Origin of the sequence: Streptomyces sp. NPDC048288 (assembly GCF_043201555.1) — a bacterium.
Classification (GTDB): domain Bacteria; phylum Actinomycetota; class Actinomycetes; order Streptomycetales; family Streptomycetaceae; genus Streptomyces.
The window spans coordinates 469,039-486,273 of record NZ_JBICZD010000002.1 but is presented as its reverse complement, the minus strand read 5'-3'; the positions used below and the strand labels follow the sequence as shown (position 1 = coordinate 486,273).

Annotated in this window: 13 protein-coding genes and 4 pseudogenes; 9 read left to right on the top strand and 8 right to left on the bottom strand. The window is 70.8% G+C overall.

Annotated features, from left to right (window positions below):
* Positions 1 to 327 precede the first annotated feature (327 nt).
* The 3 genes and pseudogenes from ACGFZS_RS08505 to ACGFZS_RS08495 all read right to left on the bottom strand — a co-directional run.
* Positions 328 to 771: a hypothetical protein gene (locus ACGFZS_RS08505; RefSeq protein WP_393794466.1), complete on the bottom strand. Its 444-nt coding sequence runs from the start codon at positions 769 to 771 to the stop codon at positions 328 to 330.
* Between the two features lie 68 nt (positions 772 to 839).
* Positions 840 to 1,412: a SigE family RNA polymerase sigma factor gene (locus ACGFZS_RS08500; RefSeq protein WP_393794465.1), complete on the bottom strand. Its 573-nt coding sequence runs from the start codon at positions 1,410 to 1,412 to the stop codon at positions 840 to 842.
* Positions 1,413 to 2,468: 1,056 nt separating this feature from the next.
* Positions 2,469 to 2,702, bottom strand: a pseudogene (locus ACGFZS_RS08495) (conjugal transfer protein TraS); the annotation flags it as partial.
* A 622-nt stretch (positions 2,703 to 3,324) separates the two neighbouring features.
* Here ACGFZS_RS08495 and ACGFZS_RS08490 point away from each other — a divergent pair.
* Both ACGFZS_RS08490 and ACGFZS_RS08485 read left to right on the top strand, forming a co-directional pair.
* Positions 3,325 to 3,762 (top strand): cupin domain-containing protein, encoded by a 438-nt coding sequence (locus ACGFZS_RS08490; protein WP_393794464.1) that lies wholly within the window; start codon positions 3,325 to 3,327, stop codon positions 3,760 to 3,762.
* A gap of 202 nt (positions 3,763 to 3,964) precedes the next feature.
* Positions 3,965 to 4,114 (top strand): annotated as a pseudogene (locus ACGFZS_RS08485) (DNA-binding response regulator); the annotation flags it as partial.
* 88 nt (positions 4,115 to 4,202) lie between these two features.
* Here ACGFZS_RS08485 and ACGFZS_RS08480 read toward each other — a convergent pair.
* Positions 4,203 to 7,106, bottom strand: a complete 2,904-nt coding sequence (locus ACGFZS_RS08480) for a SpoIIE family protein phosphatase (RefSeq protein ID WP_393794463.1) — start codon at positions 7,104 to 7,106, stop codon at positions 4,203 to 4,205.
* 357 nt (positions 7,107 to 7,463) lie between these two features.
* Between ACGFZS_RS08480 and ACGFZS_RS08475 the strand changes: the two genes are divergently transcribed.
* Complete coding sequence (locus ACGFZS_RS08475) at positions 7,464 to 7,634, top strand: hypothetical protein (RefSeq protein WP_393794462.1); 171 nt, start codon at positions 7,464 to 7,466, stop codon at positions 7,632 to 7,634.
* Here the strand turns inward: ACGFZS_RS08475 and ACGFZS_RS08470 are convergent.
* Positions 7,635 to 8,017, bottom strand: a pseudogene (locus ACGFZS_RS08470) (IS630 family transposase); the annotation flags it as partial.
* A gap of 313 nt (positions 8,018 to 8,330) precedes the next feature.
* Here ACGFZS_RS08470 and ACGFZS_RS08465 point away from each other — a divergent pair.
* The 4 genes from ACGFZS_RS08465 (at position 8,331) to ACGFZS_RS08450 (ending at position 11,556) form a co-directional block, all read left to right on the top strand.
* Positions 8,331 to 9,593 carry an MFS transporter gene (locus ACGFZS_RS08465; protein WP_393794461.1) on the top strand — a complete coding sequence of 421 codons (1,263 nt, stop codon included), beginning with the start codon at positions 8,331 to 8,333 and terminating at the stop codon, positions 9,591 to 9,593.
* 420 nt (positions 9,594 to 10,013) lie between these two features.
* Positions 10,014 to 10,418: a hypothetical protein gene (locus ACGFZS_RS08460; protein WP_393794460.1), complete on the top strand. Its 405-nt coding sequence runs from the start codon at positions 10,014 to 10,016 to the stop codon at positions 10,416 to 10,418.
* A gap of 45 nt (positions 10,419 to 10,463) precedes the next feature.
* Positions 10,464 to 10,967, top strand: coding sequence for a sigma-70 family RNA polymerase sigma factor (locus ACGFZS_RS08455; protein ID WP_393794459.1), 504 nt, complete (start codon positions 10,464 to 10,466; stop codon positions 10,965 to 10,967).
* Positions 10,954 to 11,556, top strand: coding sequence for a hypothetical protein (locus ACGFZS_RS08450; RefSeq protein ID WP_393794458.1), 603 nt, complete (start codon positions 10,954 to 10,956; stop codon positions 11,554 to 11,556). The genes ACGFZS_RS08455 and ACGFZS_RS08450 overlap by 14 nt, the downstream gene beginning before the upstream one ends.
* Before the next feature lie 17 nt (positions 11,557 to 11,573).
* Here ACGFZS_RS08450 and ACGFZS_RS08445 read toward each other — a convergent pair whose 3' ends face one another.
* Complete coding sequence (locus ACGFZS_RS08445) at positions 11,574 to 13,568, bottom strand: protein kinase (protein ID WP_393794457.1); 1,995 nt, start codon at positions 13,566 to 13,568, stop codon at positions 11,574 to 11,576.
* Between the two features lie 449 nt (positions 13,569 to 14,017).
* On the opposite strand from ACGFZS_RS08445, the gene ACGFZS_RS08440 reads away from it, so the two are divergent.
* Positions 14,018 to 14,356 carry a DUF4333 domain-containing protein gene (locus ACGFZS_RS08440; RefSeq protein WP_393794456.1) on the top strand — a complete coding sequence of 113 codons (339 nt, stop codon included), beginning with the start codon at positions 14,018 to 14,020 and terminating at the stop codon, positions 14,354 to 14,356.
* A gap of 7 nt (positions 14,357 to 14,363) precedes the next feature.
* Here ACGFZS_RS08440 and ACGFZS_RS08435 read toward each other — a convergent pair whose 3' ends face one another.
* Together ACGFZS_RS08435 and ACGFZS_RS08430 are read right to left on the bottom strand one after the other, a co-directional pair.
* The gene (locus ACGFZS_RS08435) at positions 14,364 to 15,053 is read right to left on the bottom strand and encodes a response regulator (protein WP_393794455.1); all 690 of its coding nucleotides are present in this window, start codon (positions 15,051 to 15,053) and stop codon (positions 14,364 to 14,366) included.
* Complete coding sequence (locus ACGFZS_RS08430; RefSeq protein ID WP_393794454.1) at positions 15,050 to 16,369, bottom strand: sensor histidine kinase; 1,320 nt, start codon at positions 16,367 to 16,369, stop codon at positions 15,050 to 15,052. The genes ACGFZS_RS08435 and ACGFZS_RS08430 overlap by 4 nt, the downstream gene beginning before the upstream one ends.
* Before the next feature lie 119 nt (positions 16,370 to 16,488).
* Between ACGFZS_RS08430 and ACGFZS_RS08425 the strand changes: the two are divergent.
* Positions 16,489 to 17,157, top strand: a pseudogene (locus ACGFZS_RS08425) (ABC transporter ATP-binding protein); the annotation flags it as partial.
* Positions 17,158 to 17,235 lie beyond the last annotated feature (78 nt).

The window sequence follows — 17,235 nt, the reverse complement described above, 5'->3', positions numbered from 1 at the left end:
GATGAGGACGACGGCCCCTACGGGCAAGGCGGCGGCCCCGGACCCGGCCGGGACGGCATCCGCCTCGCCCGAATGGACGACGCTGACCGTGCGGCATGACCAGCAGCTGATGCCGGGCGAGTCCTGGCAGACCAGCCGGACCACCATGACGATGCAGACCGACGGCAACCTCGTCGTGTACGACAAGGACACCTGGGGTGTCTGGAGTTCAGTGACTTCCGGGCACGACGGCGCCTACCTGTACTTCGGGCAGCGTGGTCTACCAGGGCACCACCCTCTGGTCCGCCGGCACCCAGCACTGAACCGTCGCGGCCGGGGCGTCCTGGATCAGCCGGCGCAGAGGGTCAGGTTGATGGTGGCGCCGATGGACACGGTCTTCGGGCTGTGCGGGTCGACCGAGTGGACCGAGCCCGGCTTGCCGTTCTTGCCGCAGTCCACCTTGCCGACCGTGCCGAGTTCGAGCCGGCCCTTCAGCAGCAGTTGCTTGGCGAATTCCAGGTCGAGGCCCGCGAACTCAAGCGGGAACTTGCTGCCCTTCAGCAGCACGTTGGTGGCGTCGTTGCCGGTCGCGGTGCTCGTGGCGGTCGCGGCGGCGGGCTTCGTGGCGTGGGAGCCGTTGGTGACGGCGGTGGCCAGGGCAGTGCCGCCGCCGGCCACGATCAGGGCGGCTGCGAGACTCGCGATGGCCGTGACGCGCCGGCGGCGGGTCTTGCGCACGATGCCGACGGTGTCGACGGACGGCACGTCGGCGGAGTTCGCGAATTCGTTCATGGCGTTCACCAGTTCCTCTTCGAAGGATGTGTAACCGGTACGGCCGGAAGGCCGTGCATCGTGTGAAGTCATCGGTTTCCTTCCGTGGGCCGCTGCGGTGAAGGGCCGGAGAGCGCGGGGAACTGGCTTCTCAGCTTCTCGATCCCACGGGCGAGCTGGGACCGTACGGTACTCGCCGAGATGTTCAGATCGGCCGCGATCTCCGCGTCCGACAGATCGTGGAAGTACCGCAGGACCACGACCGTGCGCATACGCATCGGCAACTGCTGAAGAGCGCGAACGAGCTGGTCCCTGCTGTCTATCTGCCCGTACTCGTCCCCCGGAGCGGCCCGGTCGCCGCCGCTGTCGGGGTGCGGGGTCGTGCGGCGGAATCTTCGCCAGCGGTCGTTCGCCAGGTTCACCATGATCCGCCGCACATAGGCGTCGGGGGCGTCCTTGGCGGCGATCGTGCGCCACTTGCGGCAGGTCCGTTCCAGGGTTTCCTGGAGCAGGTCTTCCGCGGCCTCGCGGCTCCCCGTCAAGACGAGGGCGCCGCGGAACAGGGCGGCGGACCGGGCGGCGACGAAAGCGGGAAAGTCCATGTCCATCGACTCGGTCCCGCCGCGCTCGGCGCCCAGCTTCCACTCGGTTGCCAGATCCACACGCTCCTCCCTTCCTGTCACCCCTCCTCGACGGGGAAACCCCTTCATCTGCTGCACGAGGGAGATGAGAGCTGGGTCACAGCCGACGGGCCGGGCTACGCCGCGACCGGGCCACCCGATCCGAATCCGCCGGCCCCGGCCAAGTGCCCGTGACGGGCACAGCGCGCTCCGACGCCACCACGTCGTCAGCGACCCGGGGGTGGAGTACGGCATCGAAGCCGGCCTGGGCGAAGAAGCGGTTCGAGGGACAGGCATATCCCGGAGCGACGCCCTGCATCGTACGCAGTCCGTCGTCGAGGTCGGTGAGGTGCTCGGGCACGTGCGGGCGGCAGCTGCGCAGCGCGCCGCCCAGCCAGTTCCATGCCTCGCGCCAGGTGCCGGTGGGTGCCTTCTGCCAGATTGCCAGACCGCGCCGTCGGCGCCCTTGGCGAAGACATCAAGCCGCCCGTCCGGATTCCGACCCGCGCGGATGCTCGCCAACCCTGTATCCAGTCGGAGTCTGTGGGGGCGAGCCTAATTTTTGTGATCTCCGGGATCGCGACCGAGCAACGGTGGGCATGCGCGACTGCAATGCCATGCACTCATCTGCACCGCGACTTGCCGAAACCCCGAGATCACGCAGGTGGTGTCGGCACGACAGTGCCCTCCTCGCGGCCTCGTGCCCATTGCGTGCCCAAAAGAGCAGGCGACCAGGTCAGCAGCGATGCGGCGCACCAAGCGCCGTCGCTTCCCAAGCTGAGAGCGCGAGTTCGGTTCTCGTCACCCGCTCCAGAGTGAAACCCCAGGTCATAGGCCTGGGCCTTTTTGCTGTCCACGATGATCAGTTGTCGCGTGCCAGATCCGTGCCAGAAGGCCTGTCGGGCGCTCTCTGCACGGCAGCGGCCCGCACACCTTACGGACCGTGGCGGCCAGCCCGGCGGTGACCTCCTCCCACCGCTCGTCGTCGGAGTGCTGATAGATCGGCGCCGCCTTCTTGGAGGACTGCCCGGCCCGGACCAATGGTGTTCTTGAGCATGGCCCCCGATCGGGTGGACAGCGTGTGCCCCGTGTGCCGGAGGGGGTGCGGATGCGGGACCAGCCGCCGGAGGTGTCGCCTGTGACGGCGAGGCCGGGTGTCTCGGGGCGATGGAGGTAGATGCCGGCGGCGCGGCCGAGCCGGGTGACCATCTCGTCGCGGCGGTCTTCGTCCTTGTGGGTGGCGGTGAGGAAGAGTTCGGCGACTTCGTCGATGAACAGGACGATGGGGGTGGGGCGTTGGGTGTCGGGCAGGCCCCAGATGTCGGAGGTGATCAGGGTTTCCGAGGGGCGGCGGTACGGCAAGGCGGGGCGCATGTGTCGAGGCCACGTGCCGCGGCTGACATCAGCGGCTGACACCAGCAGGCACGCACATCAGCGATCAGCGATCAGCGCCGAACCTCACCGGACGGTTTGCCGAGGCCCAGGGCGAGTTGGTGGACGTCGCTGAGTCCCCGTGATCGGCCTGACAAGGATGAGGCCGCACCTCAAAGCCTCTCCGCAGGACAAGGGCGTCGTCTACCACTCGTGGACGGCGCTCCGTCGGCTTGACTGGGCCATTGAGACTCCGCCGGCCTCAGCGCTGACCGACGCCCGAGCCGCCCCGAACCGCTCCGGGATCGGACGGCCTGATGGTGCGATGCGGTCTCGATGCCGCCGGCTCCCGGATTGTGGCGGCCGCCGGTGGAAGGCAGGGTGGTCTGGAGACCGTTTGGGCAGGGCAGAAGGCACACGGCCTGTCACGGATGCAGGCTGTGGCTTGTCCTCGTCGCGAAGCCGGTTGTGCGAGCCCGGAACCGGCGAACTTGGTCGCCGCCGAAGGATTGCGTCCTCCGGTCCGGGATGCGGTGGCCGACGCATGACCGTACTCCGAGGCAGGCTTACGGAGGTGTAGCACATGTCAGCGAAGAACCCAGAGCACGGGACCGCCCACGAAGTGTCCTTGCCCCCCGAAGTCAAGTTGCTACAGGAAGTGACTCCGCCCTTCTTTCCCGAAGGAGGTTCGGGAATGACCATCCTCGTCGACTGGCCTCCCGGCCACCCCGGGCTCCCTCCGCATCGCCACTCGGGCCCGTCGTTCGGCTACGTGATGGAGGGCGCGCTCCGGTTCGAGCTCGAGGGTGAGCCAGAGCGTGTGGTCGAGGCCGGTGGAACGTTCTGGGAGCCGGGCGGTGACGTGATCCACTACCAGGACGGCAACGCCCTGTCGGACGCGCCGACCAAGTTCGTGGTGACCATGCTGTGCGCTCCGGGTCAACCGATGCTCAGGTTGGTCGACGAGGAGGAGTTGACGGAACGGGCCCACCTGCGCGCCCCGCGTCCCTCCGAGGGCTGACCCACGAGATCGAGAAGGTGCGGGCTGCCACACCCACCAGCACAAATGGCAGAAGATCAAGACGATCTCCTGGAGCACTCGACGGGCACGGCTCTGGCAAGAGCTGTTCCAGAACACGACTGCCCCGTCGGCAAGTCCTGGTGGCATCCTCGCGTGACGTCAGGCATGGCGGCCATCCCGCAGCCGCTGTTCGGCGGCGAGGGAGACGGCCGGACGCCTCTTCGTCACCCCGGTGACCGTCAAGACCCACGCCAACCGGGCCATGCCCGGACTCGGCACCCGCGACCGCGCCCAACTCGTCGTCACTGCCTGCGAAAGCGGTCTGGTCCGCGGCGGAGAGACGCAACCCTGAACCTCGTGATCGCCGAGGCCACGGCCACGGTGAGGACGCATCGGCTGCGCCTGTTCGCCGAGCTCGATGTGAAAGCGGCGTCCGGGCGTCACGGCAGGGGCAGTTCCGTCCAGATGGTCTTTCCTTCGCTGGTGTAACGGGTGCCCCACCGTTCGGTGAGCTGGGCGACGAGGAAGAGACCGCGCCCGCCCTCGTCCTCGCTCCTGGCGCGGCGCAGCCGGGGCAGCGTGCTGCTGCCGTCCGAGACCTCGCAGATGAGGGCGCGATCGCGGAGCAGCCGTAGCCGGAGCGGGCCGACGGCGTGCCGGATGGCATTGGTGACCAGCTCACTGGCGACCAGTTCGGTGGCGAAGGCCAGCTCGTCCAGCCCCCAGGCGGTGAGCTGGGCGGTGACCGCCGCACGGGAGCGGGAGACGACCGCCGGATCACTGGGCAGGTCCCACTGGGCGACCTGATCGGAGCCCATCGCGCGCGTGCGGGCGACGAGCAGGGCGACGTCGTCGGCCGGCCGAGCGGGGAGCAGCGCGTCCAGGACCGCCTCGCAGGTCTCCTCCGGTTCCCGGCCGGCGCTTGCCAGGACGGCGCGGAGCTTGTCCAGGCCGGTGTCGATGTCACGGCACCGGTCCTCGACCAGACCGTCGGTGTAGAGAACCAGTTGGCTGCCCTCGGCCAGCTCCAGTTCGGCGGTCCCGAACGGCATGCCGCCGAGACCCAGCGGTGGCCCCGAGGGCAGGTCCACGAACTCCACCGACCCGTCGGGCCCGACCACCGCGGGCTGGGGGTGCCCGGCACGGGCGAGGGTGCACCTCCGGGACACCGGGTCGTACACGGCGTACAGGCAGGTCGCGCCGACGATTCCAGGGTCCGGGTGACCGGGCTCCACCGACCAAGGCTCAGCCGGGTCGAGGCCACCGACCAGGTCGTCCAGCTGGGTGAGGAGCTCGTCGGGCTGCAGCTCCAGGGCGGAGAAGTTGTGCACGGCGGTGCGCAGCCGGCCCATGGTGGCGGCGGCGTGCAGACCGTGGCCGACCACGTCGCCGACGACGAGTGCCACCCGGGCGCCGGACAGCGGGATGATGTCGAACCAGTCGCCGCCCACTCCGGCCTGCGCGGGCAGATACCGGTAGGCGGCCTCGACGGCGTTCTGCTCGGGCCGCCCGCGGGGCAGCAGGCTGCGCTGCAGCGCCAGGGCGGTGTTGTGCTCACGCGTGTACCGGCGGGCGTTGTCGATACAGATCGCGGCCCGGCCGACCAGTTCCTGGGCCAGGGACAGGTCGTCGTCCTCGAAGGGGGCGGGTTTCTCGGAGCGGTAGAAGCTCGCCACGCCGAGGATCGTGCCGCGGGCCTGCAGGGGTACCGTGATCAGGGAGTGGATGCCCACCGTGAGCGCCCGCCCGAACCGTGCCGGTTCCTGGGCGATCCATCCCTCGGCGTCGGCCAGGACGGGTTCGAGTACGGGTTGCCCGGTCTCCAGGCAGCGGGCCTGTGGGGTGGAGGGCACGTACTGGACGGGGTCGCCGACGCCGTACACGGGCAGTTCCTCGCGCACGGTGCCCAGCGCGACCCGGCGCAGCGGCGTCTGCCCGCCGAGCGGCTCGGGCTCGTCACCGAGCAGCACGGAGTCGGGCAGGTCGACGACCACCAGATCGGCGAACCGGGTGACGGTCACCTCCGCCAGTTCCTCCGCGGTGCGGGTGACGTCCAGGGTTGTTCCGATGCACACGCTGGCGTCGTGCAGCAGTTCCAGACGCTTGCGGGCCAGCACGGCCAGCCTGCCGACGCCGGGCTCGCCGACGAGCAGCACCCAGCCGTCGACCGAGCCGGAGGCACTGCCGTTCCCCTCGGTTCCGGCCCGGGGCCGGGGTTGCGGGCCGACCACGGTGAGGGCGGGCGAAGCCGCTGCCGCCGACGGGGGCGGCGGTCCGTCCGCACGTGGGAGTACTCGGACGTGCGGCCCCGGCACCGAGGAGGGCGTCGCCGGCACGGCGGTCAGGGGCATCGCGGTCGGCGCCGTCGGCCGCCCCGACTTGGTCGGCGCGGTGAGTCCGGCATGGCGCAGGCTCGGACCGCCAAGGAGCCGGACCTCGACGACCGCGCCCGTCTCACCTGCCGCTCCCGTGACCGCGTGGCGCAGCAGCGTGGCTTCCCGCCCGCCGGAAAGGGCCACCGTGTCGAGGGTGCGCTGCGGTGTGGCGAGGAGTTCCTCGGCCTTCTCACGCAGCACCGCCAGGTCGACCTGGCCGACGCGGCCGTTCTCGGGGTCGGAACTTGAGAGTGCGGGCGGGGCGTGCCGTGGCCGGCCACTGGAGCCATCCGTGTCGCGGCAGGCCCGCCGATACGCGGCGAGCAGTGCCCGTTCCCGCTCCGTGGCCTGTTCCAACAGCCGGGTCTCGATGTCGCGGGCGGCCTCCCGCACCAGTCGCAGCATGGCGGGGTCGCCGTCGCCGCGCAGACAGGTGAGGTCGAGGACCGCCTCGATGCGCCCGCTGAGGGGGTCGCGGATGGGGGCACCCGCGCAGCTGAACGGCTGCAGGCAGTCGGAGAAGTGCTCACGGCCGGCGAGATAGATCGGGCCCCGCCCGGCCAGTGCTGTGCCGACACCGTTGGTGCCCGCGACCCGTTCCGAGGCGTCGAAACCAGGGGCGAAGTTGATCTCGTCGAGGCGCTGGAGCAGCTGACGCCCACCGCCGTGCCGCTGGACCATGCGGGCCTGCGCGTCACAGAGCGCGATCGTCATGCTCATGTTGGAGAACGACGCGGTCAGATCCTTGAGCACCGGCTCGATCGCACGAATGAGACGGTCGTCCAGCTCCAGGTCAGGGGTGTACGGCAGCAGCACGTCGTGCGGTTCGACCCCTTCTGACCTGCATCGCTTCCAGGAATCGAGGATCGGACCGCGTACGTCCCTTTCGACCTGCGCACCGGACAGAAAGCGCTCATGAGCGTCTACGAGTCCGCCGATGCGGTCCCAGGCGACCGACACCCTGCTCACTTCCCTTGCCTGGAGGCCCCCGTCACCGGGGCACCGCCCTGTCAGGCCGCTCCGGGGAGGCACTCCCGCTATAGGTCTATTATCACGCGAACTGCGCACCATCACATGAAAATCTCGCGAATCAGGATGTACTACCGGTTTACGAAGATCGATTCGCGGTGGTGGCCTCGCGCGGAGGGCGCCTTCGACCTCGGCCTCTTCGAGGACAAGGGGAACTGCATAAGCCCAGGTCAACAATCACGTGGCCTTCCGAGCGCCGTCGCTTCCCCAGCTGAGGGCTCCAGCGCCGTGGCCACACGCCGGCCGTCGCAAGTGCTGTGACCGGTATGGTTCGCCGGGTTGGCTGGGAGGAGCGCGGTGTTCGGTCCGGACGGCGAGATTACGGGCGCGGGCAGCGGGGTGGGTCGCTGTCATCTCGACTTGGAGAGTGAGGAGAGCCTCGATCGCGGCCCGGCATTGGAACGGGTGCGCTCGGTGCTGGCCGGGCTCGGCGTGCACGAGCACGCAACGTTGGACGTCAGCGACTGATCACGCGGCGGCTGGTCGTCCGCCCCAGCGCAAACTCCTCTCGCTACGGATGCGAGCACGCTCCTTCCCCTGGGCGGCCAGGACGTCGGGGTGCCGGGCAGGGCCCGGGTCTGGACGGTGTGGTTGCGGTGGTGGGAGTTGGCGACGGTGAACTGCCGCAGCGGCCCGAAGTGGGCTTCTATCGGGTTGGCCCAGGATGTGTAGATCGGGGCGCCGTCCGGGCGGGCCGTGCGGATCGACCTGAGCGCGGCCAGGGTGCTGCCAGCTCCCTTCTTGCGGCGGTTGACGCCCCAGAGGGTGTCGTCGCCGACGGAGTAGCAGCCGTGGAAGTAGTGGACGCCGTGGGTGCGGTGGTAGGCGGCAGGGTGCCGTTCGGGGTGACCACAACCTCAAGGTGTCGCTCTGGCGGCGGTGGCAGCGGGTGGCTCGAATGGTGAGACGGATTTTCAAGTGGTCAGCGTTATCGCGGCGGGGTGTAGGTGTGAAGTCGCTTTGGTGGGTGACGAGTTCGTGGTGAAGAGTGGGTTGTGTTGAGGGTGGGGCTTGCTGGGGTTTGCTTGGCGGAAGTTCTTGCTCGGGAGGGTGCGGTGTTGTGGGCCCTGGCCGTGCTGCTGCTCTAGAGTCGCAGCGATCTTCCCGAGGGGATGTGCCGCCGGGATTCCATGAGGTCCGGGGTGGAGCGGGGAACTGGTCGGGATGTGGCCGCTGAACTCGGGGGCAGGGGCGCTGCTGGGGCACCGGGGCTTTCGGCTGCACTTCACTGCTCGGCTGTTGTCGTGGACGGGCTCGGCGGTTGCTCCGCTCGCTCTCGCGTTCGCGGTGCTCGGTGTCGGCGGTGGCCCGAGGGCCCTGGGCGTGGTGCTGGCGGCCGGTGTCGTCGCGCAGCTCGCGCTGTTGCCGGTCGGTGGAGTGGTCTGCGATCGAGTCGACCGGTCCAGGGTGGTGGTGTGGTCGAACCTGGCCTGCGCTCTCGCCGAAGCGGTCGCTGTCGTGCTGCTGGTGTCCGGTGCGGCCCGGGTGTGGCACCTGGCGGTGTCGGCCGGGGTGTGCGGGGCGGCGGGCGCGTTCTTCGCCCCGGCGGCCGACGGCGCCGTCGCCGAGGCCGTCCCCGCCGGACAGCGGCACACCGCCAACGCGCTGCTGAAGTTCGGGCAGAACACCGGGAAGGCGGCGAGCCCGGCGCTGGGCGGTGTGCTGATCGCCGCGGCCGGTCCGGCGTGGGCGATCGGCTGGGACGCGGTCACCTTCGCGGCGTCGGCGTTGCTGTTCGCGCGAGCCGGGGCACTGCCCCGAGCGGTGCGGTCCCGGACGCGGTTCGCCGTCGACCTGCGTCAAGGCTGGCGCGAGCTGTGGTGCCGGCGCTGGCTGGGGGTGATGGTGTGCCAGGCCGCGTTGATCGGGCCCGCGTGGCTGGCCGGCTATCAGCTGCTGGGTCCCCTGTACGGGCAGCGGTTCCTCGGCGGTGCGGGGCTGTGGGGAGTCGTCGTCTCGGCGTTCACCGGCGGGCTGATCGTCGGGGCGGTGCTGGCACTGGTGTGGCGGCCCTCCGGTGCCGGGTTCACCGTGTGTGCCGGGACAGGGGCCCTGGCCCTGCCCCTGGCGGCGATAGCCGCGCGCACACCGGTGCTCGTGCTGGTGGCTGCCGCCCTGCTGGCGGGGGCGGGCCTGGAGGTCGCCGTGATCGTGTGGGCCTCGCTGCTGCAGGAACGCATTCCCGGTGACCTGCTGGGCCGGACCCTGTCGTACTCGACGCTCGGCCAGACACTGCCCGTACCCGCCGCCTACCTGCTCACCGGCCCGGCGGTCGAGTCGTTGGGACTTCGTACGACGTTGGCGGCTGCTGCCCTGCTGATCACGGTCGCCGCGGTGCTGCCGCTGGCCCTTCCGCAGGTACGCGGGTTGAAGGGCGTGTCGGCCGACGCGGCCGAGCCGACGCCTTCCGCGCGCGTGACCGTGTGAAGGAGGGGCCGGCGGCCCCGGGTGAGGAGAGTCCGCGGTCGTCGGGAGGAAAGCGAGGGGCGCGACTACATCGTGAACCGCTGTGCCCGGTTCACGGCCACCCTCCATCGCCTCGCCGACCCCGCTCGGTCACCCTCGACGGCGCCCTGGTGGGCCGGCATGAGATGACGGACGACGACGAGCCCCACGCCGGTCGCACCAGTCCGGCGGCTGCGGGATTTCCGCAGGGTCGGGGTCGGGTATCTCCCTTACGGGGAAGGCGAATTACTCGCAAGGTGTCTCGGATCGATAACGAAGACCCGAGGGGTGTGTGCTGGGCGGGGGCTGTGGCGTGGGGGTGGTGAGACGGCGACGGGCTCGTCGCCCGCGTTGCGTGCCGCCGCCGTCGTGCCTACCCCACCTACGAAGGATCGACTGACTATGCAGCATCGCATGATCGGATTCGCCGCCCTCGGCGTCGCCGCCACAGCCCTGTGCGCCGTGTTCGCCTCGACGGCGCTGGCCTCGCCCGGAGCCACCACCAAGCCGCAGGCCACCGCCCAGCAGCACGTGAAGACGCAGGCGTCCGCCGGTAAGGCCTCCGAGGCCAGGGCTGAGGCCAAGACCAAGGCTGAGGACGTCGATGAGAACAGGCTTCTCCTGCAGCTTCAGTACGCGGTGAAGGTGACGACCACCGGCCCGACCGCCGCCCAGATCGCCAAGGAGAACCAACTGGTCGAACAGTTGAAGGCGAAGGGCGAGGCCACCGCCGACCAGCTTGCCTGGCTCGCGCTGTCCCCTGCCCAGAAGCGCGTGGAAATGGTCCAGGTGCCCCCCGCCAAGTAAGTGGACCATGACAAGGACGGTGACCGGGGAGAGCCGGCCGGTCCGATGGACTTCGAGGAGTTCTACCAGTCGTCGTACTCGCGACTGGTCGGCCAGCTGTTCTCGGTCACCGGCAGTCTTGAACAGGCCGAGGACGTCGTGCAGGAGGCCTTCGTCCGGGCCTTGGACCGCTGGCCCCGGATCCAGGCGTACGACGTGCCCGAACTGTGGGTGCGCCGGGTCGCGATCAACCTCGCGGTCAGTGAGATCCGCAGGCTGCGCCGCCGTGCCGCGGCCCTGCTGCGCCTGGGCGCCCAACGCCCCCAGCCTCAGCCTCAGCTCACGGCGCAGACGGCCGGCGTCGCCGAGATGCTGCGCCGCGTACCGGTGAACCAGCGCCCGGTCCTGTTGCTGCACGACGTGCTCGACCTGCCGATCGAGCAGGTCGCCGAGGAGCTGGGGCTGCCGGTGAGCACCGTGCGGGGCAGGCTCGCCCGGGCCCGCGCGAACCTGGCCCGCCACCTGGCCGCCGATCCGGAAGGAGCTCTGTCCCGCCATGGCCGACCCTGAGAGCAGGCTGCGCCGCCTCGTCGAGGAGGGCACCCGGGCCGCCCGGCGACCGCCGGTCGGGCAGTTGCGGCAACGTGCCCGGCGCCGTCGTAAGGCACGGCAGATGGCGACGGTAGCCGCCGTGACCGTCAGCGCCCTGGTGGTTCTGCCGCTGGCCCTCGGGTCAGGGGGCTCCGGAGCCGGCAGCCCCGGTCGGACGTCATCCGGCGCTCCCCGTCCCACCACCGACGCACCGTCTCTGCGTGCCTCGCCCTCGCGGAGCGTGCCCGGCGGGGCGGTCACACTCCGCGGCACGGGCTGCGCTCCGGGCGCCGCGGTCTCCCTCGGTATCCGCTGGGAGCGAGGCGCGAAGCTGGTCCTTTCGATGGAGGAGGAGAAGTCCCTGGCGCAGCCGCAGACGACCGCGAGGGCCGACGCCACGTACGCGCTGCTCTCGGTCGACGCGCTCGCCACCGGATCCTTCGAGGCAACGGTCACCATCCCGGCCGGCCCCGTGGCCGGCGCGCCCAGGCTGTGGGCACGCTGCCGGAGCACGGCCCCCGTCCGCCAGCTGACCCAGTACATCTCGATCACCGTCCACAGGGGCTGACGGGTACCGAAGAGATTTCAGGACCAGTTCCACACCTGGTTGACGCTGCCCGCGCAGCCCCAGCCCTGTACCGGCTGGCCGTCCTGTCCGGAGGTGGGGGCGTCGGCGTCGAGGCAGAGGCCGTCCGGGACGCTGACCAGCGTTCCGCCGCTGCCGAGCCGCCATCGCTGGGCGCTGAGTCCGTCGCAGCTGGTGGTCCGGACCTTCTGGCCGTTCTGGCCGATCGTGCCGGCGTCGGCGTCCAGACAGAGATGGCTGCCCCGATTGACGACGAGGTACTGGGAGTCCTGGCCGGCCACGCGGTACAACGCCCACTTCTGGGCGGCCGTGGCATCGCACCCCCACACCTGGGGGTTCGGCCCGCGGCTGTCGAGGCAACGGGCGACCGAGGTGGCGTTGACGCTCTCGGTCACCGTGACCGAGCCGGCCCGGACGGTTCCGCGGGGGAGGGCGTACAGGAGTCTCTTGGTCTGTGCGTCGGCCTTTCCGTCGGCGGTGAGGGCGGCCTCGGTCTGGAATGCCTCCACCGCGGCGACGGTCGCCGCGTCGAACTCCCCGTCGACCGGGACATAGAGGCCGTGACCGCCCAGGAGAAGCTGCAGGGCCTTGACGCAGGCGCCGGTGGCCCCCGACACGAGCTCGGCGGGGCAGGCGGCGGTGCGCAGGTCCGCCGTACCGGAGTCCTGGCCGGCGGAGTCCTTCGTGGCCGCCGCGCTCGGTGACTTCTGCACCGCCTGGTCCGCCTTCGACGGGCTGGCGGTCGGTGTGTCCTTCCGCGAACTGCCGGCCGTGGTGGACGGGCTGTCCGTCACGATCGGCGACCCGCCGGGTCCGGGGTGGGCGGTCGCGCTGGAGTGGCCCGGCGACAGCAGCGACGCGGTGACGGCCGCGGCGGCCACGAGACCCGTTGCTGCGGCTGCCGCGCCCACGATGAGCCTTCTGCGCCTCCCCCGGGCAGGAGCGGCAGGAGTAGCGGGCGTGGCAGGAGTGGCGGGCGTGGCAGGAGTAGCGGGTGCGGCGGGCGGGTGCATGGGCGGCGCGGGGGCGGCGGGGCGGCGGTCGCGAAGGGGCGCCCGCTGCGGAGCGGACCGTGGTGGCCGCTCGGCCGGCGCGGGCAGCTGGTGCCCGATGGCGGTCCGGAACACCGTCTCCGGTGACGGGCGAGCTTCGGGTTCCTTGCTCAGACAGGTGCGGATGAACGCGGCCAGTTCCGTGTCGACGGCCGCGACCTTGTCGAGGACCTGTTCCTTCGGCGGTTCGAAGGCGACCCGGTGCAGGACGTCGACGCCCGTGCCGTCACCGAACGGCGCGTGCCCGGTGACGGCGTAGGCGAGGGCGGAGGCCAGCGCGAAGATGTCCGAGGCGGCGGTTACCTCCTTGCCCCTGACCTGCTCCGGGGACATGAAGGCCGGCGTTCCCACGTTCTGGCCCGTGACGGTGATCGAGGTGCCGTCGGTGGCCTGGACGACACCGAAGTCGATGACCCGGGCGCCGTCGGCGGCCAGGATCACATTGGACGGCTTGAGGTCGCGATGGACGATCCCCGCGCGCCAGATGGCTTCGACCGCACGCCCCAGGTCGGCCAGCAGCCGCCAGGCGGCCGGCGCGTCGATCGGCCCCCGCGCGTCGACGACTTCGGCGAGGGTGGGCCCGGGGACGTACTCGGTGGCCACCCACACCAGGTCCTCGTCGCAGCCGCTGCCGAGCAGTCGTACGATGTGCGCCCCCTCGACGCGGTCCAGTGCACCGACCTCGCGTGCGAAGCGCTTGCGGAACTGGGGGTCCTCCGCGTATTCGGGCCGGATCACCTTGACGGCGGCCAGGCCCGAACCGCCGGTGGTGTCCCGGCCCAGGTAGACCCGGCCCATCCCTCCAGTGCCCAGCACCGACATCAGGACGTACGGGCCGACCCGAACGGGGTCGTTCTTCCTGAGCGGGACCGGCGGCGGAGGTTCCATCCCGGCCGCCGCGTAGGCGAGTGCGTCGGACCGGCGGGGTTGGGGGACAGACATGGGAATCCCGGACTCTCGCGTGACATGTGCGACGTGTGCGACGTGTGCGATGTATGCGATGTGTGTGACGTATGCGATGTGTGGCGACTGATGTCGGGCAGCGTGAGAGTATCCCAACATCCTTGTGAAAAGGGCTGGTTGATGTTCGGGGCGGCCGGGCTTCACGGGGGAGCCTCGGCTCTTGTGACGGCCCGGTTCCTACCGGCTCTTCTCCGCAGAGCTTCCTCTCCCAGCGCGCGTCACTGCCTCGGTACAACGGCCGGTAGCGGCCCCCGAGCCTCGGCCGAAAGGACGACGGCTTGGGCGCAGCGCTCGGCCATCGTCCTTTCGGCCGGGGCTCGGGAGTCACAACCGGCCTTTGTGCCGAGGAAGTTGAGCAGGTGGCAGAGGAGGCTCTGTGGAGAACAGCCGGTAGGGTCCGGCCGTCACAGGAACCGAGGGAGCACCCCATGAAGCGCATCGTCATAGCCCTGGCCGCGGCGGCCGTGCTGGCGGCAGGCGTGGTGACGGCGTGGAACGTGTTCGACAACTCGTCGGTCGCCACCGCGGACGGCGCGGATCACACGGTTCCGAGCACGGTGGTCGAGAAGCTGGCCAAGGAGAACTACGGCATCCCCTTCGTCCAGGACGGCCCGCAGTCCGTGAGCTGCCCGAGCGGGCTGCGCGCGAAGATGGACTACACCGTGAGGTGCACCGCCGTCTTCAAGGGCGAGACCAAGACGATGCTGATCTCCGTGACCGGAGTGCACGGCGACCGGGTGAGCTTCGACTACGGCCTGGAGAAGTGAACAGGGTTCAGCGGTCGCCGACCACGCCGCAGCGCCACGCCCAGGCCGCGATCTCCACGCGGTTCCGTACCCCCAACTTGACCTGGATGTTCGTCAGATGGGACTTGACGGTGGAGAGGGTGACGCACAGCTCGGCGCAGAGCTCCTGATTGGTCCGTCCGTCGGCGACCAGCCGGGCCACGTCCAACTCCCGTTCCGTCAGCGGGCCGGAGGACACCTCGCCGCCGCCGGCGGGCCGCGGCCGCTGTTCACCGATCCGCTTCAGGAGCCGTACGGTCACGGAGGGCGAGATGAGCGCGTCGCCGCGCGCGGCCGCCCGTACGGCCTCCACCAGCAGTCCGGGGCCGGCGTCCTTCAACAGGAACCCGCAGGCACCGTTGCTCAACGCCCCGTAGACGTAGTCGTCCTGGTCGAAGGTGGTCACGACCACCACGCGCAGCGGATCGACGGCCTTCGGACCCGCGAGCAGCCGCGTCACCTCCAGCCCGTCGAGTTTCGGCATGCGGATGTCGACCAGGCACACGTCGGGGCGCAGCCTCCTGGCCAGGTCCACGCACTCCGCGCCGTCGGCCGCCTCGCCCACGACCTCGATGCCGGGCTGTGCCTGGAGGATCAACCGGAAGCCCGTGCGGACCATTTCCTGGTCGTCGGCTATCAGGACGCTGACGGCAGGTCCGTTGCCGATGGCGTTGGTCATGCGGGGGATCCTGCCACAGCGCCGCGCAGCGGGAACTCCGCCGTCAGGCGCCAGCCGCCGTCCTCGGCCCGGCTCGCGTGGAGCGTGCCGCCGACGGCCTCGGCGCGTTCGGCCAGCCCGATGAGGCCGAGGCCGCCGCGCCCGCCGAGCGGTTCGGCGTTCGGCGCCACCGGCCGGGGCGATGGCGCGTTGTGCACCTCGACCCGAAGCCGCCGGGCAGCCACGCGATCGCCGCTGTCGCCCCTGTCGCCCCTGTCGCCCCTGTCGCCGTGAGCGCCGTGAGCGCCTTGAGCACCGTGATCGTCGGCATCGTCCGACAGGGCGACCCGTACGGAGACGGACGGTGATCCCGGCGCGTGGCGGCGTACGTTCGTCAGCGCCTCGCGCACGACGTTGCGCACGGAGGTCTCCACCTCGGGGGCCGGCCGCGCCTGCCGGGCCTCGGCGGCGAAATGGAGGGTGGCGGGGGCGTCGTGTTCGGAGAACGTGGCGACCAGTTCGCCCAGTTCGGCGTACAGCTCCCCCGGCCGTACCGCCCGTGTGCTGTCGTCGCGCAGCACGCGCACCAGCTTGCGCATCGACTGCAGGGTCTCGCCCCCGGCCCGCTCGATGCCGCGCAGCAGCGGATCCACCTGCTCGGGTGCGATCTCGCGGATCGCCTGGGCCGCCTGGGCCTGGACGACGATGCCCGTGACGTGGTGGGCGACGAAGTCATGCAGTTCGCGGGCGAGTTCCAGACGCTCGTTCTGACGCGTCTCGGTGACGGCACGGCTCCGGCGCTCGTCGAGGCTGCGGAGGTAGGAGCCGATGCCCACCGCGCCGCCCGTGAAGAAGATCAGGAGGAACGAGAAGTAGACGTTGCCGCTCTCGTCGTCCATCCGCATCGGGGCCGCGATCACGGCGGAGGCGAGTGCGGTGCCCAGCGTGGCGGACAGCCAGGGTTTCGGTACGTCTCTCGTGGTGCGCATCAGCAGAAGCAGCAGGCACACCGTCTCCAGCAGGCCCCAGCCGACCGGCAGCGACGACGACACGGACGTGAAGAAGACCAGCGTCACCGTCCAGGAGGCGAGCACCGCGGCACCCGCGCTCCAGGCCGGCGCGAGACGCCTGCCGGGCAGCAGCAGCGCGACGGCCGCCACGACGCCCGGGGCCAGCCTCCACCACGCGCCGTCGCCGTCGAGTCCGGCGCCGGACGCGACACCGGCCACGTCGACCACCCACAACAGCGCCATGACCACCCCGAGTGCGGCGAGGGCGGTGCGGTGGGGCGGCGGGGAGTTCCGGGGGTTTTCGTCTCTGTCTCTCGCGTCTCGCACATCCCGCAGCGTAGGGGCGGCCCCCGTCGTACGGCCTCGGCCGAAAGGACGACGCGGCGGCTCCGAACCGGTCGGCCGACCGAGGCCACGGGCCTTGCCGGAAGCGGATGTTGGACCGCATGAACAACACCTCTTCGCCGCCCGTGCTGAGCGGCATCGGACTGACCAAGTCCTTCGGGTCCACCCGTGCGCTCGACGGCGTGGACATCGCCGTGCGGGCGGGCGAGTCGCTGGCCGTGATGGGGCCCTCCGGGTCCGGCAAGTCGACGTTGCTGCACTGCCTCGCGAACATCGAGCGCCCCGACAGCGGGCAGGTGCTGCTGAACGGCGAGCGCATCGACCAGGTGCGCGAGCCGCACCGCAGCGAGCTGCGCCGTACCCGCTTCGGGTTCGTCTTCCAGTTCGGGCAGTTGCTGCCCGAACTGCCGGCCGTGGAGAACGTGGCGCTCCCGCTGATGCTCGGCGGTACCGCACGCCGCGAGGCGGAGCGGCGCGCGCGTCAGTGGTTCGCGCCGCTGGGCCTGGCGGGCAAGGAGGACAGCCGTCCCGGCCAGCTGTCCGGCGGACAGGCCCAACGGGTCGCGCTCGCCCGGGCGTTGGTCGCGGGCGCCCAGGTCGTCTTCGCCGACGAGCCGACGGGCGCGCTCGACCAGGCCACCGGACAGGACGTGATCCGGATGCTGACGGAGGTCACCAGGAGGCAGAACACCGCATTGGTCGTGGTCACCCACGACCGGGCGGTGGCCCGCTGGTGCGACCGCACGGTGCAGGTACGGGACGGGCGGATCGTACGGGACGCGGGGGCCGGGGCGGGGGCGGGGGCAGAGGCGGACTCAGAAGCTGACGCGGGCCCGGCCGGAACCGGC